The 24,360-nt window shown below is 48.4% G+C and carries 21 protein-coding genes and 1 riboswitch; of the genes, 2 read left to right on the top strand and 19 right to left on the bottom strand.

Annotation, left to right across the window (positions count from 1 at the left end):
- Positions 1 to 37: 37 nt before the first annotated feature.
- From HPY31_RS25910 to HPY31_RS25880, 7 genes are all read right to left on the bottom strand, one after another.
- Positions 38 to 1,051 (bottom strand): methyltransferase domain-containing protein, encoded by a 1,014-nt coding sequence (locus HPY31_RS25910; protein WP_172143006.1) that lies wholly within the window; start codon positions 1,049 to 1,051, stop codon positions 38 to 40.
- Positions 1,052 to 1,057: 6 nt separating this feature from the next.
- Positions 1,058 to 3,232, bottom strand: coding sequence for a CocE/NonD family hydrolase (locus tag HPY31_RS25905; protein ID WP_172143005.1), 2,175 nt, complete (start codon positions 3,230 to 3,232; stop codon positions 1,058 to 1,060).
- Between the two features lie 24 nt (positions 3,233 to 3,256).
- Complete coding sequence (locus HPY31_RS25900) at positions 3,257 to 4,300, bottom strand: dipeptidase (protein WP_172143004.1); 1,044 nt, start codon at positions 4,298 to 4,300, stop codon at positions 3,257 to 3,259.
- Positions 4,301 to 4,524: 224 nt separating this feature from the next.
- A complete protein-coding gene (locus tag HPY31_RS25895) occupies positions 4,525 to 5,337 on the bottom strand; it encodes a heme ABC transporter ATP-binding protein (RefSeq protein ID WP_172143003.1) in 813 nt (270 codons plus the stop codon).
- A complete protein-coding gene (locus tag HPY31_RS25890) occupies positions 5,334 to 6,347 on the bottom strand; it encodes a FecCD family ABC transporter permease (RefSeq protein WP_172143002.1) in 1,014 nt (337 codons plus the stop codon). Before HPY31_RS25890 ends, HPY31_RS25895 begins: the two co-directional genes overlap by 4 nt.
- A 69-nt stretch (positions 6,348 to 6,416) precedes the next feature.
- Positions 6,417 to 7,436, bottom strand: coding sequence for an ABC transporter substrate-binding protein (locus HPY31_RS25885; protein WP_172143001.1), 1,020 nt, complete (start codon positions 7,434 to 7,436; stop codon positions 6,417 to 6,419).
- A 170-nt stretch (positions 7,437 to 7,606) separates the two neighbouring features.
- Positions 7,607 to 7,806: riboswitch (cobalamin riboswitch) on the bottom strand.
- A gap of 12 nt (positions 7,807 to 7,818) precedes the next feature.
- A complete protein-coding gene (locus tag HPY31_RS25880; protein ID WP_172143040.1) occupies positions 7,819 to 8,913 on the bottom strand; it encodes a M24 family metallopeptidase in 1,095 nt (364 codons plus the stop codon).
- A 124-nt stretch (positions 8,914 to 9,037) separates the two neighbouring features.
- Here HPY31_RS25880 and HPY31_RS25875 point away from each other — a divergent pair, with 124 nt between their 5' ends.
- Positions 9,038 to 9,808 carry an alpha/beta fold hydrolase gene (locus tag HPY31_RS25875; protein WP_172143000.1) on the top strand — a complete coding sequence of 257 codons (771 nt, stop codon included), beginning with the start codon at positions 9,038 to 9,040 and terminating at the stop codon, positions 9,806 to 9,808.
- 55 nt (positions 9,809 to 9,863) lie between these two features.
- Here the strand turns inward: HPY31_RS25875 and HPY31_RS25870 are convergent, their stop codons facing one another.
- The 8 genes from HPY31_RS25870 to gpr all read right to left on the bottom strand — a co-directional run bounded on the left by HPY31_RS25870 (position 9,864) and on the right by gpr (position 18,685).
- Complete coding sequence (locus tag HPY31_RS25870; protein WP_172142999.1) at positions 9,864 to 10,769, bottom strand: ABC transporter permease; 906 nt, start codon at positions 10,767 to 10,769, stop codon at positions 9,864 to 9,866.
- A gap of 16 nt (positions 10,770 to 10,785) precedes the next feature.
- Positions 10,786 to 11,796: an ABC transporter permease gene (locus tag HPY31_RS25865; protein WP_016742595.1), complete on the bottom strand. Its 1,011-nt coding sequence runs from the start codon at positions 11,794 to 11,796 to the stop codon at positions 10,786 to 10,788.
- Positions 11,797 to 11,889: 93 nt separating this feature from the next.
- Complete coding sequence (locus HPY31_RS25860) at positions 11,890 to 13,545, bottom strand: ABC transporter substrate-binding protein (RefSeq protein ID WP_172142998.1); 1,656 nt, start codon at positions 13,543 to 13,545, stop codon at positions 11,890 to 11,892.
- Between the two features lie 128 nt (positions 13,546 to 13,673).
- On the bottom strand, positions 13,674 to 14,645 hold the full coding sequence (locus HPY31_RS25855; RefSeq protein ID WP_371811790.1) for an ABC transporter ATP-binding protein: 972 nt from the start codon (positions 14,643 to 14,645) through the stop codon (positions 13,674 to 13,676).
- A gap of 18 nt (positions 14,646 to 14,663) precedes the next feature.
- A complete protein-coding gene (locus HPY31_RS25850; RefSeq protein WP_172142996.1) occupies positions 14,664 to 15,632 on the bottom strand; it encodes an ABC transporter ATP-binding protein in 969 nt (322 codons plus the stop codon).
- 313 nt (positions 15,633 to 15,945) lie between these two features.
- Entirely contained in the window at positions 15,946 to 16,254 is a 309-nt protein-coding gene (locus tag HPY31_RS25845) for a YqxA family protein (protein WP_007727739.1), read from the bottom strand.
- 5 nt (positions 16,255 to 16,259) lie between these two features.
- Positions 16,260 to 17,438, bottom strand: a complete 1,179-nt coding sequence (gene spoIIP, locus HPY31_RS25840; protein ID WP_012685716.1) for a stage II sporulation protein P — start codon at positions 17,436 to 17,438, stop codon at positions 16,260 to 16,262.
- 146 nt (positions 17,439 to 17,584) lie between these two features.
- Positions 17,585 to 18,685, bottom strand: a complete 1,101-nt coding sequence (gpr, locus tag HPY31_RS25835; RefSeq protein WP_064200857.1) for a GPR endopeptidase — start codon at positions 18,683 to 18,685, stop codon at positions 17,585 to 17,587.
- A 178-nt stretch (positions 18,686 to 18,863) separates the two neighbouring features.
- On the opposite strand from gpr, the gene rpsT reads away from it, so the two are divergent.
- Entirely contained in the window at positions 18,864 to 19,139 is a 276-nt protein-coding gene (rpsT, locus tag HPY31_RS25830; protein ID WP_012685714.1) for a 30S ribosomal protein S20, read from the top strand.
- 64 nt (positions 19,140 to 19,203) lie between these two features.
- Here the strand turns inward: rpsT and holA are convergent, their stop codons facing one another.
- From holA to HPY31_RS25810, 4 genes are all read right to left on the bottom strand, one after another.
- The gene (gene holA, locus HPY31_RS25825) at positions 19,204 to 20,241 is read right to left on the bottom strand and encodes a DNA polymerase III subunit delta (RefSeq protein WP_172142995.1); all 1,038 of its coding nucleotides are present in this window, start codon (positions 20,239 to 20,241) and stop codon (positions 19,204 to 19,206) included.
- Between the two features lie 242 nt (positions 20,242 to 20,483).
- Positions 20,484 to 21,341, bottom strand: a complete 858-nt coding sequence (locus HPY31_RS25820; RefSeq protein WP_172142994.1) for an anti-sigma factor family protein — start codon at positions 21,339 to 21,341, stop codon at positions 20,484 to 20,486.
- A complete protein-coding gene (locus tag HPY31_RS25815; RefSeq protein WP_012685711.1) occupies positions 21,341 to 21,886 on the bottom strand; it encodes an RNA polymerase sigma factor in 546 nt (181 codons plus the stop codon). Before HPY31_RS25815 ends, HPY31_RS25820 begins: the two co-directional genes overlap by 1 nt.
- A gap of 53 nt (positions 21,887 to 21,939) precedes the next feature.
- On the bottom strand, positions 21,940 to 24,342 hold the full coding sequence (locus tag HPY31_RS25810) for a DNA internalization-related competence protein ComEC/Rec2 (RefSeq protein ID WP_172142993.1): 2,403 nt from the start codon (positions 24,340 to 24,342) through the stop codon (positions 21,940 to 21,942).
- Positions 24,343 to 24,360: the final 18 nt, after the last annotated feature.

Raw genomic sequence — 24,360 nt, 5'->3', positions numbered from 1 at the left:
TCGCATTCACTGGTTAGATGCAGCAGCAGACGTTTTGTTACAAAGTCGAGGAAGAAATTTTTTTCGCCAAAATCGTCCAGCGAGTAGCTCCACCCGGTGTTCCGACAGGCTCAGCGAACGGATACCCACCATGCTGCCAACGATCCATATCATAGCCCTCGTCCGTTTGACTCGGCTCGAAGTCTTGCTTGTGGAATACATTCTCTCTGCTATAGATGACGCGAAAGCCTGATCCTTCCAATAACAGCTCAAGCTCTGTAGGCAAAAGCAATGCCATCTCGCGCTCTACGCGATACCTCGGCTGCTCGATCTGATCAAGAAAAGTCTCATAAGTAAGCGTGTAGCGGAACTTTTGATCCAAAAGCGAGGTTTCCCCCTCCACCTTTTGATACACCATGCGATCCGGGAAAACGAATTTGCGTTGCATCGTTGCCCATTGATTTTTGACTGGCGGCAACAGTAAGTCAATTGCCACTGTTCCGTCCTCTGTTATGTAATCGTGGATGATCGAAAGCAATTGACGTTGCTTGTCTCTACAGGTGGCCTGCTGAAATATCCCTTCTGGAAGAAGCACATGCGTAAATAGCCGATCTAGCTCCATCTCCCACATATTTTGTTCTACCAGCTCCAGCAGTTCTTCTTTCCCTTTTAATATGCGCCGTTTCTTTTTGGTGGCCATCGCAAGCATATCCGGGCTCCAATCGATCCCGCAGACGGACAAGCCATTTCGTGCCAGCTCAATGGCAATTCTCCCTGTTCCAACACCCAGCTCCAGTACAGAGACTGGTGATTGCTCCGCTTCTCGCAGCAACCAGTTTCGATAAAAAGCGATGCTAGCCTTTCCGGCAAACTGATCGTAATACGTAGCTTCTACGTTCGTGTACTTCGTCTCAGGAAGCGGCAAGTGCCGTCCTTCCTCATTCATCTCACATTCCGTACACACAGAACCTGCTAAATGAAGAAAAGGCACTCCAGGCGGGACGCCATTTTTCGTATCACCTAGCCACTCGTCGTAACGGAACTTGCATTTTCTGCAACTATAGATAGTCATAATGCTTTAATTACCTCCTGAAGATTCCTTACTTCCCCCAAACCGTAAGAGGGGGAGCTTGATATGACTCGGATACTTGCTGTCATGATAGACACATTGCGAAGCGATGACCGTCTCAGTTTCCGTTGCCAGATCGTTGCCTGTATTCGGATTCGGGAACGAGAAGTTCTCAGCACCAGAAGTAACCGAGACGCGAATGCGGTGCCCCCTCCGGAAGACGTTGGCGATCTTGGTCATGCGAATCTCATAGCATTCGATTTGTCCTGGAACAAGTAGCTCGGGCTCCGTAAACGAGTGACGGTAGCGCGCACATATAATCCCGTCCGATAAACGAATCGAATTACCTTCCTCATCTACATCACACAACCGGACCAGCCAATCTGTATCCCGTGCTGAGCTGGATGCATAGATAACCGCCGAGATTTCTCCCGCGATGACGACCTGCTCTTCCAATGGCTCTGATGTGTAGACAAGGACATCTAAGCGTTTTTCCACATCACGATAGTTTTCCGGAACGCTGTTTTCATTCTCGGACAAATCCAGCAGATACGGTGCTGCATCTAGCGGATCATAGCTATACGTATCCATCGCCTGTTCACCTGGGATGGACAAGGTCAGTGTTCCATCTCCGCCGCTCGTATTGGCGTTTCCCCCACTGCTCAGGTACAGATTCGTCAGTGTCATCTCCGCTGGCGGCCAAGTCTGCGAGGTCTTCCATTCGTTTTCTCCCACCATGTAGTACTCGACACGAGGCTCTTGATCGACGCCATTTTCCACTCCTTTTAAATAGCGATCAAACCAGCGGAGCTGTGTCACATCCAGATCGTAGCGGATGGCGTTGTTTCCGAAGGGCACATGATGGATTTCTCGCGTCGTATTCGCCTTGTGATACCACGGTCCCAAGATGAGTCTGGCGTGCTCTGGTACATTTCGTGAGACAACCTCCCACGATTCGCTCGTCCCCATCCCGTTGTCGTCATACCATCCTGATACGAGGAAAGCAGGCACCTTCACCTGATCCGCATGCCGTTTCCAGTCTGACATGGCCCAGAACTCGTCTCCGTCCGGATGCTCCATCCATTTTGTCCAAAACGGGATTTCTTTCCCCAGCACTTTTTGCGGGATTTCCTTAATCGGACGCACCTTGATGACCTCACTCCAGTCCTCCCGGGAAAGAGCTGCGACATTTCGCCGCTTCTCTGCCATCATGAAAATCCACGACAGACCGCCAAGGATCGTTCCCCCTTTGCGCGGAATGTCCACATAAGGCGTTCCTACTGTCACGTAGCTGAAAATCGCCTTCAAATGTGGATTTCCGCTTGCAGCCGCAGCCCATTGCACATACCCCACATACGAGCCGCCGAGCATCCCGATGCTGCCATCCGACCACTCCTGACTTGCGATCCAGTTGAGACTGTCGTCTCCATCATTGCGCTCGTGAACGAGTGGAATCCACTCTCCCTCGGAATCTTCTCGTCCGCGTGTATCCTGAACAACCAGCGCATATCCGCGTGCTACAAAGGGTAAACGGCGAAAAATGCCATCCATCCGTCCATAGGGACTGCGCATGAAAATCGTTGGAACTCGCTGTCCTTCCGCCAAGCCCGCAGGCAGCCAAACCTCGGTCGCCAAACGAATGCCATCCCTCATCTCTACATCATGCCTACCCAAATGATGTACACCGTAGTTAACTTCAGACAGCAGAGGGTCCTGCCACATGGTAAGTGGCGTCAAATTCTCCCACCCTGTTTTCGCCAATATGACACTATCACCGCGACCTGTCAGCACAAATGCGATGACTTCGTTTTCACAAATGATCAGGTCAATTGGCTGCGCCGTTTCGCGTACCGCCCAGATCCACGCTTGCTTTTGCCCTGCGGGACCTGTTCCTTCGATGGATAGATGGCGTTGGTAGTGCCCTCCGTTTTCCAAAAATACGACTTGTTCGCTCTCCCAGTCGATTCGCTCCCATTCCAGCAGCTTTTGTGCCAGAGTGAGGAGAGGCAACTCGTAGGCGGCTTCCCCTTCAATCAGTTGTGCAAATAGACCGTCAGCCACAACACCCTTATCCCAACCTGTGCTTCGATGCCAAACTTCCCCATCCTCAAAACGTATGTCAGCTACCTTGATACCAGATTGATAATAGCCAAAAGAAGCTAGTGTAAGACCAGTCTGTGCCATCCGGCATTCCTCCTGTTATCGGATCTACTTCCACACTTGCTGATACACTCTGAGGAAATTACCACCCAAGATTCCTTCGATTTCTGTATCCGTGTACCTACGCTTCATCAGTTCACGCGTAATATCAGGAAGAGACGCATGACCTTTTACTACGTCAAATGGCATTTCTTTGGTTTTGGCAATCTTGTCCAAGGGCAAATATTTCGTCAAATCATCGCACAGGTCTAGGCCTATACCGATGTACCTTGCTCCGACAAGCTTTTTCATATAGTCAACATGATCTATCAGTCTCTCGATAGTTGCATCGGCGCTGTTAGCCGCTGTGAACATGCTAAACGCATTCAACCCGACAAGTCCGCCCTTTTCTGCAATCGCTTTGATCTGCTCATCTGTCAAATTGCGCATCGTCGGTACGACTGTTCGGCTGTTGGAATGAGAAGCAATCACTGGCTTTTCAGCGATTTCCATCACGTCCCAGAACCCTTCGTCATTCAAATGGCTCACATCGATGACGATCCCCAGTTTTTCCGCTTCTTCGATAAGACGCACACCGAAATCGGTAATGCCGCCTTTTTTCCCTTCGCGCACTGGTGCAAAAAAGCTACCGTCCCCAACGAAATTGCGCCGACTCCAAACCAGCCCCATCATCCGTACTCCGAGCTCATAAAAGACACGCAAGAGACTCAAATCGTTATGCAGCGGCTCTGCCCCTTCCAACGACAGAATGAACGATACTTTTCCCTCCGCTCTTGCCCGTTGCAAATCATCCAGATTTTTGGCGATGACGATGTGCTCGGGTGACTCAGCCGCCTCCGCATGCATTGCGCTAATCTGGTTGAGCGCCTTGCGCAGACTCATCTCCGGTACAAAAGCATCCTCGACGAACACGGCTGCCACGATGGAATGCACGCCCCCCTGCTGAAACCGTGGCAAATACTCTGTCTCGATCATTTTGGTTCGACCGTATCCACGCTGAATCTCCACATCCATCAGCAGATCAAAATGCCCATCCAGAACGTGAACACCGTCATGAAATTTGCGCGCCTGTTCTCTCGTTACTTCAGTCATACGGGTCATCTCCCATCTTGTTCTATGGATTTTTCTTACCAACAAATTCGCGACGTATTGCACGGCTCCTTTGATCAATAAGAGAACCTTTGCATCTAACTGATAAAGCCCCGACAGTTGGAGCGAAGTTCTCTTCCGCTTTTACTGCCGTCGGCTTAACAAAAAAGGACGCCAACTAGGCATCCCCCCTTAATGAAAATCAAAGAAACTCAACTTGCCCCCTGTCAGTTGGCTCCACTCATTACCTTCTGGATAGATGGTTTCACACAGATCGCTTCCGAGTAGAAATATACATGCTTTTTTCCAGTAATAGGATGGGTCGTCACTTCTGTCTCTACTCCGAAAACATCCCGGATCAGAGTAGGTGTCAAGACCTCCTCTGGCGTCCCCGATGTAACGATTTCCCCGTCACAGATCACGTACAGACGATCACAGTACATCGCTGCAATATTGAGATCATGCAACGAGGACAACACCGTAATCCCAAGATTTTTGACCAGATCCATCACCTGCAACTGGTATCGAACATCCAAATGGTTCGTCGGTTCGTCAAGGACAAGGAACTGGGCTTGCTGCACCAAAGCTCTGGCAATTAACACCCGCTGCTTCTCCCCACCCGATAAACTGAAAAAGCTGCGATCGGCATATGTATGCATCCCTACCCGCTGTAGTGCTTCTTCACAAATCTGAAGGTCTTCTGCGTTATCCGACTGAAATAGTCGTTTATGCGGAGCACGTCCCATATTCACGATTTCGGTTACCGAAAAATCAAATTCAACAGAGGATTCCTGCCGTACTGCCGCCATTCGCTGAGCGTTTTGACGCGAGGTTAGCTTGTATACGTCGTCGCCATCCAGTGAAATCCATCCCGAACGCGGCTTTAGTACCCGATAAATACTTTTTAGCAATGTGGACTTCCCACTGCCATTCGGCCCGATCAGTCCCACAAACTCTCCGGAGCGCACCTCCAAACTGACGTTGCGCAGGATTCCCTTTTTCTCCAGTTCGACCGATATATTCTCAACCTGCAAATTCATCGTCCGCTACCTCCAAAGGAATAAGAACTCCGCAGCATCAACCAGATAAAGAATGGACCACCACACAGCGCTGTCAAAATACCAATCGGCAGCTCTTCCGGTGCAAATGCGAGCCTGGCGACTACATCAACCCAGATGAGAAATATCGCGCCAAACAAAGCGCTGACAGGCAGGACACGTCTGTGATCTGATCCGACCATCACACGGACGATATGGGGCATCATTAATCCGACAAAACCGATTGATCCCGCGATGGACACGATCACACCCGTGAGCAGTGCCGTGATCACCAAGAGTAGCTTGCGGAATTGTACCGTATTAACTCCCAATGTTCCTGCTGACTCCTCGCCCATCAGCATCGCATTGAGCGAGCGGTATTGGGCTATTAAGACGATGAGACAGATGACGACAATCAATGTAGGAATCGTCAGGTACTCCCATTTGCCGCCAGCCAGACTGCCACTTAACCAAAACAGGACCGTTCCAATTCCATGCTCATTCGGCGCTGAAAAAACAAGGAGACTAGTAATGGCCGACAAGATCGCAGATATCGCAATTCCAGCCATGAGCAGGCGTACCGTCGAGTTTTGTCCTCCAATACGAGATAGCGTAAAAATAAGAATAATGGACACGAGGGAGCCTGTAAAAGCGCCAAAGGTTAACGCATACTGCCCGTACATGCTGAATGCTCCGAAAATAATTACCGAAGTAGCTCCAACGGAAGCACCTGAAGATACGCCTAACACATACGGATCAGCCAGGGAGTTGCGAACTAACGATTGGATCGCTACTCCCACGACAGACAGACCTGCGCCGACGATCGCCCCCAAGAGTACACGCGGAAAGCGAATATCCCAAATAATGGTTTGCTCCCCTTTGGACCAGTCCACCTCAATCCATTGAGTCAACATCGGAATTTTTGATAAGGCGATTTTCCATACCGTAGTCGGCTTAATCTCCACCGATCCGAGCGTAACTGCGAACGTAATCGAGAGGAAGAGTCCGACCAATAAAGTAATGATGATAGAAGGTAACTTGATCTGTTGCAGTGCTATTCCCTCCCTTAAAAGGGGCGTACTCTATTTGAATTTATCCGGGTAGAGTCCTTCCGCCAAAATTTTCAGCGCAATCGGTGCACGAACGCCTTCAGAAGCCGCAGACAAGGGCAATACCATCAGTCGTTGATTTTTAATCGCCGGGATATCCGCCAGTTCTTTTTTGGTCAAAAGGAAATGACGCTTTTGCTCAACAGTTCTATCCCCGTAGTCTACGATAATAATCACGTCTGGATTGCGACTCACTACTTGCTCCCAACTGACCTCTGCCCAACCCTTTTGAATATCGTCAAAAATGTTCTTGCCGCCAGCAGTCTTGATTAAAGACGTCATGTAGTTGTTGGCTGCTGTGAACGGTTTATCTTCCCCGTTGTCGTACACGAACACTTTCAGCGGCTCGTCCACCTTGCCAATTTTACTAAGCGTTTGGTCCATTTCACTCTTCATTTTATGGATCAAATCATTGGCTTTGTCTTCCACACGGAAAATGCGTCCAATATTCGTAATGTCAGCAAACACATCGTCAATAGTCGGTCCAGGCATGCTAGAAGACGCTTGCAGATACGATTTGATGCCGACCTTTTCCAAATCCTGCATCGATCCTACTCCCTTTTCACCGAATCCGCTTTTCCATCCGGCGTACACGAAGTCTGGGTTCGCTGCCAACAGCACTTCTTTCGTAGGATACTTGTCAGACAGTACCGGAATCTTGTCGTAATCTGCTTTTAACTCTGGAAGAATTTCATCGTCCAGGTAAGCGGTTCCGACCATTTTATCAGCCAGGCCCAATGCCAGCATGATTTCCGTGACGTGTTGGTTCAATGTCACGGCACGCTCAGGTACTGTTGGATAGGTCATTTCGATGCCATTATTGGTGAGTGTTACAGGCTTACTCTCTGCTGCTGGAGCAGCCGTTTGTTCTGTTTTGGCTGGGGCCTGCGGTGTTGTAGTGGAACCGCAGGCTGAAACCAAAAGCATGGTAGCTGTCAAGATACCGAAAGCTAGTCCTTTCATTACTGTATGTGTTTTGTTTGCATGAAACATCTGTAATCCCCTTTTTCTTTTATAAATGTTGTAGTAAATCAAATGCTTCCACAAAAAAAGCACCCCCCATTTCAATCGGGAGGCGCATGACAAACGTAGATATAGCCATAACAGGCGCAAAGGCGCCCTTTTATAGACTGCTTCCACATCTGCCCCATCCTCGTGGGTCGATTGTAAATGATCGCATGGCAGGTCTCCTGGCTTACGGATCAACACACCTAGCTACCTTCCCATTTTTTGTCTCGCAAAAAACAGTGGCTATTCGCTAGGCGCTCCTCGTTACAGTGGCGGGACCGCGCCGGTTTTTCACCGGACTTCCCTTTTAAGCTGACGGCATATGCCATCCAGCACCATTCGATACGTATTCAATTTTCATGATTTTTCATTCGTTGATAGAAGTCAGTTTTTTCGGGAACTGCGTGAGTATTTCAACGCCTGTTTCCGTAACCAAAACATCGTCTTCAATCCGCACGCCGCCTACTCCTGGCAAATAGATGCCCGGCTCGATGGTAAAGACCATTCCTGGACGAAGCACTTCTTGGTTCTGGCTGTGAACAGACGGATATTCATGTACATCCATCCCTAGTCCATGCCCAAGGCGGTGCATGAAGTATTCTCCGTAGCCTTTTGCAGTGATAACGTCACGAGCGGTTTTATCCAAATGCGCAAATGTCACACCGGGACGAATCTCAGCAATTGCCGCTTCGTTAGCAGCCAAAACTGTCTCGTAAATTTCTTGTAGCTGGGCACTGATCTCGCCTACAGCAAAGGTACGAGTAATATCGGATACATATCCGTTCGCAGCTACCCCGATATCAAACAAAAGCAAGTCGCCTTCTTGCACTTGGCGCGTTCCTGGCTTCCCATGTGGCAAAGCGGACTTCTCCCCTGCCAACACCATGGACGTAAAGGATGGACCTTCTGCACCCAAGCGCTTCATCTGGAATTCCAGCTCCGCTACGATTTCTGTCTCGGTCATGCCTGTCTTGACTTTTTTCAAGGTCTCACGCAAGGAATCCTCGACCAACTGAACAGCGTGCTTTAGACGATCCACTTCGTCCGCGGATTTGATCAAACGCATTTCACGCAGTGGCTCTTCCACGTCCACATAGCTCGACGCCAGAACAACTTGTCCAAGTGCTTCATAGCGCTCGACAGTCATATGACTTTTCTCAATTCCGAGCTTCGCCAAGTTCGCTGGCAACACTTGCTTGAGAATTTCATACGGATTTTGGATATCCGTATGTGTATGGATATCTTGAACGAACGAAGCCTCTGCTGCTGCCTCACGATCAAGAGCAGGTACAATTAAGGAAGGCTTTCCTTCAGCAGGAATAACCAGACCCATAAAACGTTCATGCGGGTCAGTAAAAAATCCGGTCAAATAGTAGACGTGCTTGGGAGAGGTAATCAACACCGCGTTCAGCTCTTGCTCTGTCAAAAACGTGTGGAGCTTCGAAATGCGCTCTTGAAACAACTTCTTCACCCTGCTTTCACCAATTATTCTATTGCGAGAATACCACTTCCCCATCAAAAAAAGAAGAGTTCAATTGCAAAATCTACTTCGGATCGGACAACCTAAGGGTGGGGTGAAAACAAAAATGGAACAAATACTCGTCCATCAGGATGGCAAGCAGTTTGCTTTTCACATATCGGGGAAAGGCCAGCCGTTATTGTGTATCCATGCGCCATGCATCGGCTCTATCAATTTTGTTTATCAGCAAACACTCGCAGATACTTATCAGCTCATTGTCCCTGATTTGCCCGGACATGGTGATAGTTCGCCCATGGAGAAGCCCTATTCGATTGGGGAATTGGCAGAACGACTCCATAAGCTGATCCCGTCTCTCGGCATTGAGCGTCCCTTTATTTTGGGGTACTCCCAAGGTGCTTCTATCGCCCTTGAATATTGTCTTCGCTATCCTGATCATGCACGAGGCGGTATACTCGTGAGCGGTTTTTCTGAAGTGAATGACCTGTATTTGCATGGACGATTCTGGATGGCGCAGGCATTGTCGATGCTTCACGGAGTTCCTCTTCTTGCCCGTTCCATTGCCTCCTCACATGTCAATAGCCCAGAAATGCGGGAAAAATGGACGGCGCACGCCTCCAAAACAGATCCCACTAGCTTAAAATACCTTTACGGTGCCGGTCATCGCTATCAATGTACAGAGCGTCTAGGCGAGATCCAGCTTCCGATTTTACTTGCCTATGGCGAACAAGATAAACGTATGCATCATTATGCGCAAATGCTTACGATGAAATTGCCAAAAGCAAGACTCGAGATGATCCCAAACGTAAGGCATCAGGTAATCACGAAAGCTGCGCCTGCTTTCAATCAGTTGTGCCGCACCTTCATGGAAGAGGGATAAATAAGAAAGACAGAAGGACGGTATCTCCATTCCCTTCTGTCTTTTTACAATTGGACTAGCTCTTCATCCGCGGGTCAAGTGCATCACGCAAGCCGTCCCCAATTAAGTTAAAGCCGAGAACTGTCAGCATGATAGAGAGCCCTGGAAAAATAACGGTCCATGGTGCTTTCTGAATGTACTGACGTGAATCAGCGAGCATTTTTCCCCATTCTGGTTCTGGCGCTTGTGCTCCCAGTCCGAGAAAGCCAAGTGCAGCTGCTTCAATAATTGCTGTTGCGATCCCCATCGTCCCGGTCACAATGATGGGTGCGAGGCTGTTCGGCAAAATATGCTGCATGATAATCCGGGAATTTTTCATTCCGATTGCCCTTGCGGCCATGACGAATTCCTCTTCCTTCAAGCTCAATACACGGGCGCGTACTAACCGCCCAAATGTCGGAATGTTAATAATCGCAATGGCAATCAAGGCGTTTTGCAAAGATGGCCCCAAGATGGCAACCACAGCGATTGCCAAAAGAATACTCGGAAACGCAAGCATAATATCAAAGAGACGCGAAATGATCGTATCGATCCATCTGCCATAGTATCCTGCCAAAAGACCGAACAAGGTCCCTACGAGAACGGAGCCAATGACAGAGAACGTCCCTACCCACAAGGAGATTTGTGCCCCATAAATAACGCGACTAAAGACATCACGACCATTGTAATCTGTTCCAAACCAATGCGCTTCAGAAGGTGGCTTGTTTTTCATCACGAGCTCGCCTTTGTCGTACGGATACGGAGCAATCCATGGAGCTAGTACCGCCACAACAATGAAAAACAAAATGATCCCGAAGCCCACCAACGCCAGCTTGTTTTTTCGCAGTGTCCTCCATGCATCCTTCCAAGGAGAGACTACTTCTTCATGCTTCACTTTTAAAGGTACTACCTGATCTTGTGGTTGTAATTGTGGTTGTGCCATGTCTCTTCGTCCCTCCTTAGCGATATTTGATTCGCGGATCGATATAGGCGTACAGAAGGTCGACCAAGAGATTGATCAGGACGAAAATCGTCGCGATTACAAGGATACCGGATTGGATAACCGGATAGTCACGGTTTCCAATGGCGGTCACAATATAGCGACCAACTCCTGGCCATCCAAAGATCGTCTCTGTCAAAACGGCTCCACCCAGCAACAACCCTGTTTGCAAACCAATTACCGTCAAGACAGGGATCATTGCATTTTTCAGCGCATGCTTGTACACGACCCAAAACTGTGTCAGCCCTTTTGCACGAGCGGTTCTGACATAGTCAGCACGCATGACTTCCAGCATACTCGAACGAGTGATACGTGCAATGATCGCCATCGGGATTGTACCTAACGCGATTCCCGGCAGGATCAAATGCTTGATAACTTCCCATAGCTGATCCCAACGACCAGCCATCATCGTATCCAGTATATAAAAGTGCGTAATTGCCTCTATGGGATTACGCGAATTGTCGCGACCAACTGATGGCAGCCATTTCAGTTCTTGGGCAAACACCCATTGCTCCATCAAACCTAGCCAAAAAATCGGCATGGATACACCAACCAAAGCGATCAACATCGCACAGTAGTCAAACCAGGAGTTTTGCTTCCACGCAGAAAGAATCCCTGCATTTACACCGATAAACACCGCAATCAGCATGCTCACAATTGTAAGTTCAGTCGTCGCCGCCAAATAAGGCATGATTTCATCTGAAATCGGCGCATTCGTTTGCAATGATTCCCCAAGATTTCCACTCAAAATATTTTTCATATAATCGAAATACTGTATGTACCACGGATTATTCAATCCCAATGCTTCTCGTATGTCTGCAATCGCTTGTGGTGTTGCCTTTTCTCCCAAAATCGTCAAAGCCGGATCACCAGGGATGGCACGAATAATGGAAAAAACGATGATTGACATGCCCACTAAGACAGGAATGAGCATTAAAATTCTTCGAATGCTGTAAGCTAGCAATGCCATCTCCTCGCCTTCCTGCATAAAATAATGGCTAAATGAATGAAAGGAGGGTAAGAAGAGGTATGCACTCCTCTTACCCTTTTCCGATGAATCAGCTTACTTGAAGTCTACCTTTTCCAAACTTTCAGATCCTTTTGGATGCGGGTTGTAGTCTACGATATTCGCTTTTCCTGCCAATGCTGGTGTAGAGTGTGCCAGCGGAACCATTGGCACATCTTTGAAAATGATCTCTTGTACTTTTTTGTACATTTTTTCGCGCTCTGCTTGGTCTGGGGTTGACTGTGCTTTCATCATCAATTGATGTGCTTCTTCGTTTGCCCAGCGTGTATAGTTGTTGCTTCCGATGTTGTTTTTGTCGAGCAAGACAGCCAAGAAGTTGTCAGGGTCGCCATTGTCACCTGTCCAACCAAGCATGAACATTTCTTGCTCACCCAAACGAGTCTTTTCCAAATACGTTGCCCATTCCATCGTCACGATCTCAGCATCAACCCCGATTTTCTTCAGGTCTTGCTGGATTGCTTCAGCAATCTTCACACCTTCTGGCATGTACGGACGTGGAACTGGCATTGCCCAAAACTTGATTTTAAAGCCGTTTGGATGTCCTGCTTCGGCCAGCAATTGTTTTGCTTTATCGAGGTTGAACTCACGATCTTTAATATCGTTGTTATGTCCCCACATCGTTTTTGGCATTGGGTTGACTGCTGGTTCTCCAACCCCATCGAAGAAGGCAGTTACGATTTCAGGTTTGTTAATCGCATAAGCAATGGCTTCACGAACCTTTGGATTGTCGAGTGGCTTCTTCTCTACGTTGAAGCCGATGTATCCGATGTTATTAGTAGGACGCAGGAAGAGTTGCAGGTCTTTGTTGTCTTTTACTGCTGGGATATCATCTGTGTTCAGACCATCCATCAAATCAATCTCGCCAGATGCCAAAGCAGTCAGACGTGCCGTGTTTTCCGGAATGACCTTGAACACCAGCTTATCGAGCTTCGGATATCCTGGGCTCCAGTAATCAGGGTTTTTCTCAAGTGTGATCGTGTCATTGCGCTTCCACTCTACGAATTTGAAAGGTCCTGTACCGATTGGGTGCTCATTGAATTTCTTAACATCCTTTTTCAATGCCTCAGGCGAGCCAATCGCGAAAGGAGACATTGCCAGGTTGGCAAGGAATGGAGCCAAAGGACGATTCAACGTGAATTTTACAGTGGTCGGATCGACTGCTTCTACAGATTTGATAATGTGAGTCGCGTCACCCTTGTACCCACCAAACTGGCTCACGTAGTACTCGTAGCCCTCTGGTGAATGCTGTGGATGGCTCTTGTCGCTCCAGCGCTCAAAGTTGTATTTAACCGCCTCTGCATTGAAATCAGTTCCATCGTGGAATTTCACGCCTGATCTCAGTTTCAGCGTATAAACGAGACCATCAGGAGTCACTTCCCATTTCTCGGCCAACGATGGAGCGAGCTCTGTTGAACCATCCGCGAAGCCAATCAATGTATCCATGACGTTCTCCGTTACCTTAAATGTCTCACCATCTGTTTGCGTAATTGGGTCAAGCCCTTTTGTGTCTGCACCGCGACCGATGATTAATTGCTTCGGTCCAGTTTTGGCAGGCTCAGTTGCAGGTGCCGGAGTTTCTGTCTTTGCTTGTTCTGCCGGCGCTGGTGTCGTAGAAGTGCTAGAGCATCCAGCAATCAGCATGGCCAGCGCCACTAGGCTGGTCATGGTTGCGGAGAGAACTCTCTTCTTCATGAAAACATCCCCCTTTTTCTACTATTAGTCGCATGTTCCTTTTTGGTAAATGGCCGATACAATACCTCCTGCTTTGCATCCCCCCTTTACAAGACTTCCTATTCGGCAGGCAAACTCCCTTTTGTCGATTAGGACTTGTATAAGTGACAAGCAACAAAGTGACCATCGCCTGTGTCCGCAAATTCTGGGCGCACAGTACGACACTCCTCTGTCACATGGGGACACCTCGTATGGAATGTACAGCCACTTGGAGGTTTTGCAGGGCTCGGTACATCTCCCTGGAGGATCACTCTTTCTCGTACGGCATCAGGGTCTGGCGAAGGTACAGCCGAAAGTAATGCTTTCGTGTACGGATGGAGCGGATTGGAATACAACTGGCTACTCGTCGTCAGCTCGACAATTCTGCCAAGGTACATCACGCCAACTCGATCACTGATATGACGCACTACGCTCAAATCGTGGGCAATGAACAAGTATGTAAGGCCGAATTCGCGTTGCAAATCCTGCATGAGGTTGAGCACCTGCGACTGAATGGACACGTCTAATGCAGACACAGGCTCATCCGCAACGATCAATTTGGGTTTGAGCATCAGCGCTCTCGCAATACCGATCCGCTGCCTCTGTCCTCCACTGAATTGATGCGGATAGCGGCTTGCGTGATAGCTGCTCAGACCAACGATCTCCAGCATTTCCTGCACGCGCTTTTTTCGCTCTGCTGAAGAACCCAAGCCATGTACAATCAAAGGTTCTTCCAAAATCTTCTCAATATTATGTCTGGGGTTAAGCGAAGCAAATGGATCCTGAAAGACAATTTGCATGTCACGTCTCATCTTTCTCATGGCATCTGTGGAAAGTGACATGACATCTGTCCCTTCAAAGTTGATTTCACCGGAGGTCGGTTCAATCAGTCGCAGCAAGGAACGCCCCGTCGTGGACTTTCCACAGCCACTCTCACCTACCAGCCCCAAGGTTTCGCCACTCTTAACGGTAAACGATACGTCATCTACCGCCTTTACTACACCTACTTCCCCTCCAAGAACACCGCCAGTGATTGGATAGTACTTTTTTAAATTTTTTACAACCAGAAGATCTTCAGCCACCTGCATGCTCCTCTCGGGTTATTCGGTCAGCCAGCAGCGGGAAAGGTGATTGTCCCCTACCACTTTTAAATCCGGCATCTCACTGCGGCATCGGTCTGAAACTTTATCGCATCTAGGTGCAAAACGGCATCCGACAGTAAGCGAACCCGGGATCGGGACGTTGCCTGGAATCGAATAGAGACGCTCCTGTGATCCTTCCAGCTTCGGCAACGAATTCAACAAGCCGATCGTATAAGGATGCTTCGGATTTTTTAAGATCGTACGAACATCGCCTTGTTCAATCACGTTGCCTGCGTACATCACCACGACACGGTGACACATTTCCGCAACGACCCCAAGATCGTGGGTAATGAGGAGAATGGATGTGTCAGCTTCCCGGTTGAGTTGGCGCATCAGGTCCAATATCTGCGCTTGAATCGTCACGTCGAGCGCAGTAGTAGGCTCGTCTGCAATCAAAAGCGCTGGATTACAAGCCATTGCCATCGCAATCATGACACGCTGCCTCATGCCTCCAGAAAGCTGGTGCGGGTATTCATCGACAATCGCCTCCGCTCGAGGAATTCCGACTCTTTTCAACATCTCAATCGCACGTGCTCTTGCGTCCTTTTTGCTCGCTTTCGTATGTAATCGGACTGATTCTCCTATCTGGTCTCCAATCGTAAACACCGGATTTAAAGACGTCATCGGCTCCTGAAAGATCATCGCAATTTCATTTCCGCGGATGTCTCTCATTCGCTTTTCGTCGACAGATACGAGATCCTCCCCCTTGAATTTAATCGAACCTCCCACGATTCTCCCTGGGGGATTGGGTACTAACTTCATGACGGAAAGGGAGGTAACGCTCTTTCCGCAGCCGGATTCGCCTACGATACCGACTACTTCTCCTTTTTGTACCGTGATCGTCACGCCATCAACGGCAGGGATTTGGCCGCGGTCCGTGAAAAAGTGCGTTTGCAGGTTTTCAATTTGTAGGACAGGATGTGACACGTGGCTCACCTCTCTCACCGAAATATACTTCCAAAATAGACCTATCCATAGACATTATGTCATTTATTCAATTTTTTCGCAACACAATAAATTCTAACTATTACCTTTTTACTGACTAAAAAGAATATTTGACTCTCGCTTGAAAATTATGTAAAGGAATTTTATGATAACCCTTTCATTGTTGATGTAGCCTCACTTGCACTGTTTAAGCAGATCGCATGAAGCATCAGTGGTCACATGCAAAAGACCCGCCTGTACGGGTCTTTTGTCACTGGGGCTTTCTGCACCCCTTCTTTTTGCGCGTAAACCATTTTCACGGTTCAAAAAAACTCCCTACCCAATCGACAAAACTCTGCGCCCCACTTTTAATGCTTCCACCCAAAGTCAAACCAATCCGACTGACATAGTTGACCATTTCCTTCGGGTTGGCAGTCTGAACCTGCTTGCCCATTACCGCGATCTCCACTTGTCCTTGATCCACTTTTTTGATGGAAAAGGTTTGCGCCTGCCCCTCTGGCACCCCACTCACCTTGGATATTCCACGCTCAGCCGTTTGCAATCCCAAAACTACCCCGACCAGCAAGATGATTAATAGTCCAGTTAGCTTCATCGTCACGTTCATGCCCGTCACCTCTTTGCAGGCTCGTCAGAAACTGGTTTGCCTACTTTTTCAGCTTGCTGATAATAGGCTGCGAAAACATCTGCCAATGCTTCTGCCGTATTCCTGCTTTCCTGCACGCTGTTTTCCGTACCACCTATTTCTATTAACAGGCTTCCCGGGGAGAGTGACTGATTATACTCGCCATGATCCGTTTTTGCGCCTTTTTCCATCACGCCACGCGAAAGCTCTGGGTACATTTTTTCCATCAACTCATGCAGCTCTGTTGCAAACGCCTCATTTTTCTCGTAGCTTTTGTTTCTTTTTCCGATGACGAACAATACTCTTCCATACGTTTTTCCTTTGATCGTGACCGTCGTACGCTCTCGTGGCGCTGTGTCTCGATGCAGATCGAAAAAGTAGTACAGTTCCTTGTTTTTCTCTGTTGCCGCTTTGACCACTTGCAAAGATTCCGCGTAGGAAAAGGAGTAATGCATTTTTTTGTTCAATAGCTGTTGATAGATGTCGTCGGTGCTCACATCGGAACCAATGCCTCTGTCATTCAACGCTTCTGATAAGTACTTGCTGATTAACGATATATTTCTCGTAGGATGATCGACCGAGGTTCCCACTGACTTCGTCTCACTAAACCACGATTCCCGGTTGTGCGAGTTATAGATGTAGACGATTTTTTTACCGTCCGTGATTGAATTGGGCACAGGAGCTGGCTTTGCTTCACCAGACTTGGTGGTATCCTCAGGCTTTGGCTCTACGATTGGAACTACTTGCGATTGATCTGCTACCTGTTTTGGATGGGCGGGATACTCCAAATAAAAATCTGCGAGAGAAGCCCCCTTTCCCTGTACGACAAATCTGGCATCCTCTGTTGTCACCATCCCAGGCAGCTCCCTGCCTAGCAAGCTGCGCAAGTCTCCCGGCTGTATATTGGTTGCCAAGCGAAAGAGAAAACCCGTTACGCTATTCGTGCGATCATCAGCCTGTGCTTGCACGGTTTCGGACAAAACCGGAATTTCCTGCCCCATCCATCCCAAAATCGCCAGACTGGAAATATGAGAAGCGGCCTGTTGAATGGCGGAGGACGAAATTGCGATTCGATTCCCGCCGAGCGAAAGCACTCCTGTCATGACAAACAGGAAGGCGGTTATAAATGAAAGAACAACGAATTGGCGTTGAATGAGGGTCGCCATCAGTCTCACTCCTCTAGCTGTAGCATGGTTGCACGTCGGGAGAACTTTCCCTTTCCCTCGCGCTTGTCTATGCTTTAGCTTATGAGGCTCATAGAGACGATAGAACCCTTTTCTAGCTTTTCTCTCTCACTCTAGCTTTTCATGACTTAGTGGGTATACGAGCCGCTATTTTCTTCATTTACGGCACTGTGCAGGGCGCGATTCAGGCCTGTTGCGATCACATTTGCCACACCTTCAATAAAATCGTCAATTTCTTTTGGCGTGACGACCAGGTCCTGTCCAAGCGGCCGGAGGACCTCATGAATCAGTTGCCGTTTCTCTTCTTCCGGCAGTGAGCCTACCAATCCCATGAATGTCTTACGGGATTCCAAGTCAGGCAAATCCTCTTCGGTATACGGTTCCTTACGCTCTGGCAGCGTACTCAATGCCAGTTTGTTAAACGCCCGCTTGCTCTCCACCATGGATTGTCCAAAATGCCCCAGCAAGTATGTAATCGCATCATTTACAATCGTGGAGGCAAAAACGACCGTAGGGACTCCTATCGCAATCACAGGAACACCAAGTGTCTCCTGATCAATCGCTTTGCGCTTGTTTCCGACTCCTGATCCGGGATGTATCCCTGTATCCGATATCTGAATCGTCGTGTTGACCCGGTGCAGCGCGCGGGACGCAAGAGCATCTATACAGATGACAAAATCGGGTTTGCTTTTTTCCACGACGCCAAAAATAATCTCACTCGTCTCTATACCCGTAATCCCAAGGACGCCCGGTGATAGCGCACTGACTTCCCGATACCCTTCTCCAACGGTTTCAGGCGCCAGCGTGTACAGATGGCGTGTAATCAACAAATTTTCCACAACCATTGGTCCAAGCGCATCGGGGGTCACATTCCAGTTACCCAGACCAACGACGAGAGCCTTTTTGTCCTCTGTGATCCCCAGTTGTTTGAGAAACATCGCAAATTCGGCGGAAAAGCGCTTGGCCACCTGCTCCTCAATCGATGTATCGTTATCTCGCAGCTTGGGCACTTCAATGGTTAGGTAATGCCCCGGGAGCTTGCCGATTTCCTTTCCCGCTTCCTCTGTTTCCACATGCAATCTCGTTACTTTCACATTGGGCTCGCTATCGTCAGCTTGCAGCCAAATGCCTTCAATATCACTCTGGTTTTGCTGCTGAGCAAGCTCGTGGGCCTCCAAGGCCAGATCCGTACGAATGGAATAACCAGACAAGTCAATGTTATGTGCCATGTTCATCAGCTCCTTTGATCCGAAGTGAAAAAAGTACTGACCATTTTGTTCCTGCTACTAGCTTGCTTGAATCCTGCATTTTTATTCCGAATCCTTTCTTGCAAATGGGTTCGCCCCATGCTAGAATTACTTTGTTGTATGACTGTATGTCTATGGTCGTATTAAGGAGGTGACACACATGCCAAACATTAAATCCGCGATTAAACGCACCAAAACAATCGAAAAGCGTCGCGCACACCGCGCTTCTCAAAAGTCTGATCTGCGTACTTCCATCAAGAACTTTGAGAAAGCTGTCGCTGCTTCCGATGTAGCATTGGCGAAATCTACTCTTCTGGTGGCTGTGAAAAAGCTGGACAAGGCCGCTTCGAAAGGTCTCATTCATAAAAACGCAGCAAACCGTCAAAAGTCTCGTTTGATGAAAAAGCTTAACGTTCTGAGCGCTCCTGTAGCGTAAGAGACCAAGCGCCAAAAAACCCCGTGAACATCTTGTTCTAGGGGTTTTTTACTTTGAAAAATCGTCACGACCGTTTTGTTCGTTCGTCGTGTGCACGTGCAATAAATAATTCGAGGGCGAGGCGCTTGTCCACTTGCCCTGACTTCATCCGGAAATCTTCTTCGGCCAAGATCCCCAATAGTTTTTTCAACGACTCCTCAGAAAAATGACGCGCTTGCTCCATTGCTTTTTTCACCGCGTAGGGATGCATTTTAATCATGCCTGCCACTTGTTGCTGTGAATAACCACGCGGGGCCAATTGCTTGACATGCAACAGCATGCGGAACTGCCTCGCCAAGAGAGCCAGAAGCTTGATCGGCTCCTCTCCTGTTTTCATGCAGTCGTACATCATCCTGAGTGCCTTGTCCAATCTTCCCGAAGCGACCTGTTCAATCAGCGCGAATACATCCTGCTCCAGCGTACGTGCTCCGAGCAGCTCAATGGCGTCATCCGTGATGCTTTCCCCCACCCCGACAAACAGAGCCATCTTTTCGATTTCCTTGTCCAGTAGACGCAGCTCGGCTCCTACTCGCTCCACAAGCTTCATGGTCTGCTGACGATCAATTTTCGCCTGGTATTTACCCACTTGCCGCTCTACCCATCCGTATAAATCCCCGTCTTTTAGCAACGGAAAAGGGATCACTTTCGCTTTTTGCTGCAACGTTTTAACCAGCTTTTTTCGTTCATCGAGCTTGTCCGCTTCTGTATGTAGAATAAGCGTGGTGTAGGGAGGCGGATTTTGCAAATAATCCAGCAGAGCATCTGGGTCACTTTCTACCTTCGTCGAAGGCTTACTTCCTGTTAAAAAGTAGGCTTGTCTGGCAATCACTAATCGATGCTCGCCCATAAACGGCAAGGTTTCCGCATCCTGCAGAATTTCACTCAATCCTGTTTCGGTGCAATCATACACGCTCATATTCAAATCCATAAATTCTGGATCAATCATTTCTTTACGAGCCAACGCCAAAAAATCTTCGGCCAGAAAAGACTCTGGACCGTATAAGACGTAGATCGGCGAGAATTGTTTTTGCCGTATTTCGCGAATAGCCGATAGGAGTGGCATACGTTTTCTCCCCTTTCCTTCTTCTTACCTGCGTTATTATAGCACATGTTGATGAGAGCAACGCGAAAAAAAAGCCGCTACCAGTGAATCGGTAGCGGCTTTTTCATCCGTTGGCACCTCTATGTAAACGTTTAGGGAAAAGCCCCGGGATTCCTCCTCCCCAAACGGTAAGCAGGGGGTGCTTGATAATGTACTATACGCAGAATCCCCGCAAGCGGTGCCGGTCCATACGCGGAAAAAAGTTAGTCATTATCTTTATTTTTTTTCTTCTCTTTATTTTTTCCCTTGTCTTTCTCCTCTTGCTTGTCCCCGCCGTCGTCCTTTTTGTCATTAGCAGGTTCTTTGTCTTCTCTGTCCGGATTCTCATCCAGTCCGATCGGCCAGCCCGATGGTTGATCATCTGTCATTACTGGCGGTGGAGGTACAACTTTCTTCGGTGGCTGTGGCGGATTCGTTTTCTTCGGTGGCGGCGTCTGCTTTTGAACGTTCTTTGCCGGTGGCCTTTTACTCTTCGTCGGAGTAGCCGATTTAGTAGACTTTTTAGTCTTGTCCTCTTCCTCTTTTGAATTCGATGATATTGGATTATTGCTTGGAGGAGTGGGAGCAACTGGCTCGAGGGTTTTAGGTTGTTCCACGACCGCTGGCGTCATGTCCGTTCCGTTCTGGAACGAATCGACTTCTTGCTTTTTACCATCACCGCCCGAGAAAAGCATGCCAACCAATAAGCTGGCAGCGACGGCTGTACTACCAAGACTAGCCATCCACACTTTCATCCGCTTCCACTTTTTTGATTCCGGCAGCGAAGACGACTCACGCTTAACTTCCAGAGTGGGCAGGATTTCCTCGTTCACCGTAGATTTCACCGCAGCAGGCTTTGCAGCGGCTGACTCCAGCTTGGGCAGGATAGAATCTACGATGCTGATCGGAGGTACGACAGGGGGTAGATGTTCTAATTGTTGTGACACATCTTTCAAACGGTTGTACATAAGCTGCAGGTCAGTATCTTTCTGGATCAAACGATGGAGTAGTTGCTGCTCTGACTCCGACAAATCTCCATCCAAATCCCGCTGCATGAGTTCAAAAATCTCTTCGTTGGTCATCAACCGATCCCCCCTTTCTGGTAGTCGTACAACAGCTCCTGTAACTGTTGCCTAGCCCGAAATAAGTACGACTTTACCGTGTTAAGCGGCAAATCTAGTGCCTCCGCTATTTCTTGATAAGATAAATCCTCCAGATAGCGGAGTACTACAACCATCCGATATTGCTTTGGCAATCTTCCGATGGCTTCCTGGATGTCATTCGACAGCCCGGTGAGAAGGATTTCTTCTTCTACGTTGTTACGATCAGGAATGATCAACTCGTGCTCGTCAATTGAGACCGTTTCCTTCTTCGCGCGAAATTTATCCATACAGACGTTGCTGACAATGCGTTGTACCCAGGTAGAGAACTTTGCTTTTTCCTGATAGGTGTCCAACTTTCGATAAATTCGAATGAGGACTTCCTGGGAGGCATCGAGCGCGTCTTGTTCGTTCCCTAGAATGTAATAAGCGCTTCGGTAAACGGAGGTCTCAATAGATCGAAGCAGTTCGACTAGCGCATCATGATCCCCGGATTGCGCCATCCTGATCAACTCTGCTTCATGCATATTCTCTTCTCCCCCCTACAGACGGTTCGCTCATTGAAAAAGTTGCAAACAGATTATGTATCCAATATTTGGGGCTGCCAATATAATCCCGTAGGTGTAATAACCAGCGTAATCGCTCCATGAGCATCAGTCCTGTACACGGCAGAACCCGATTTTTTTAGGCGATGCAGCACTTCGGGCGAAGGATGCCCGTACCGATTTTTCAACCCGGCAGAGATTACAGCAGCTTTTGGTGCTGTGACTGCAAGGAGCTCTTCGGTACTCGAGGTATTGCTTCCATGATGGGCTACTTTCAAAACATCCACAGAAGTCAAACCGTTTTGAACAAGCTGACTTTCCCCGTCCTTTTCAATGTCACCTGTAAACAATACAGTCTTGTTGAAAGCAGTCAGCTGGAGTGTTACGGATGCATCATTTCCTGAAAAAGTCGATTCACCCGGGTGCAGCCACTTCCACTCGATTCCTGGTGCATCTGACCATGATTGACCCGGAAGCCCGGTTAGTATCGGAACTCCTTCTTGTTGGAAAAGTTGGACAATCTCACCCTCCAATTCCGAAGGTGCTGTTCCATTCACCAATACCTCTCCAAAAGAAAAATGAGGAACAAGCGATTTGAATCCCCCGATGTGATCCAGATCGCCATGCGTCATGATGACACGATCGATTTTCTCGATTCCTCTGGCCATCAGAAACGGCAAAACGACGTCTTTCCCCACCTCAAATGGGTCACGTTTTTCCATCCATGGTTCAGCAGCTGGGAATCGCATTGTCCCACCCGCATCCATTAAGTATACCTTCTGATCACCAATTTCGACAACGATGGAATCCCCTTGTCCGACATCAAGGAAGGTAATTCGCACTTCTTCGACTCCTGAAAACGGCTGTCTGGCCGCTACAATGAACGAGAGAAATATAACGAAAGTAAGCATTATATCACGCTTTCGATGATAGCCCAACCTCCATGAAATGGGCAGAGCACCCAAAAATAAGGTATACAACGCAAGCCACCACCACGAAGGATGCGGCCAATAGGTAAACGGAAGCCTCATTTTTTCAATAGCAAACAGCGGGAGATGAATCCATTTCAACATTGCCGTCGATAACCAAACGGGAATCACCGCCAAAAACGGGTGGACGAAATCGAGGACAACGGCAATATACCCGAATGGTAGCGCAATGGCCGAGAGAATCGGTGTCACTATCAAATTGACCAGCCAAGACACAGGTGAAAACAAATGAAAATGGTAGATGAGAAACGGAAAAGAAACAAGCTGAGCTGACAAAGTAACCGCCAGCAGTGTACGAATCCAGACAGGTACCCGAACAAACACATGCAAGCTGTATGGCACAAAAATGATTAGACCAAGTGTTACCGCAAAAGAAAGCTGAAAACCGACATGCCACAGCTGATACGGATTCATCAGCAGCATTAGGATGAGCGCCCCAGCCCAGACGTCTTTGCCATCCAACTTCTTTCCAAATACCTGGCAGAGAAGCCCCACACTTCCCATCAGTCCAGATCGGATCGCGGACGCGCTGGCTCCCACCAGAAGCACATACCCGATCAAGAACAAAATCGTTACAACAAATGCTAGTCGGCGTCTGATTCCAATCCGCTCCAAACACCACATAAACATAGAGCTGACCAATGTCACATGCAAACCGGAAATCGCGAGGATATGACTTAAGCCCAAATTCGAATACATCGCCGCAAGCTCGGGGTTCACCTCTTGTCCAAGACCAAGCAGGAGCGACTTCATATAACCCGCTGTTTCTGGATCTGTAAATAATGATTCAATTCGCCTTGCACCCGAGTCCTGCCAATCTTGGAAGCTCGCCCAAACAGAAAAAGCAGGTGTCATCTCAACCGCTTGATAGCTTGTTTCCCCTGTGACATGGACACCTTGCCAATACAAATAGCTGGCGTAGTCGAAGGCATGAGGATTGCGCGCAGGAGCTGGTAAGGATAGTCGGATCGGAGCCGCGATAACACTCCCACGTCTCCACTGCTCTATTTGTATGGCTTCCTGGAAAGAGGCAAGTTTAACACGAAGCGCGATTTTCTCGAGAGACCAATGCTCGTTCTGATCACGCTCGTTTTCACCCCATGATGTTATTGTGACAAAAAATCGTGCTGCATCCCCGTCACGTCTCACAGGAGAATCAATGACACCTTCTATCCAGATGGTCTGCTCCCTTTCTGCTAATGGTTTCACTTCAGAGCTGTGGAGATTCTCGTACCCATAAAAAAAGAGACCTGCTAGAATAGAAATAAGTGAGTAGCACGCAACCCATTTGCGGTATGGTAACGGGATACATGCAACGAGTGCCCACAGTAAGCCTGCGGCCAGTAGCAGCCAAGCAGGATGCAAATAGGCGGACAGAATGAGGCCGATCATCATCGCTAGGCTTGCTATCCATACTGACACTGTAATTCCCCCGTCCTGTTCTTTCATGAACCGTTATGTCGAACG

It is taken from the genome of Brevibacillus sp. HB1.3 (assembly GCF_013186635.1).
In the GTDB taxonomy this organism is placed as follows: Bacteria; Bacillota; Bacilli; order Brevibacillales; family Brevibacillaceae; genus Brevibacillus; species Brevibacillus brevis_D.
Note: the sequence above shows the minus strand (reverse complement) of the source record. Positions and strands in the feature narration are given on the sequence as shown.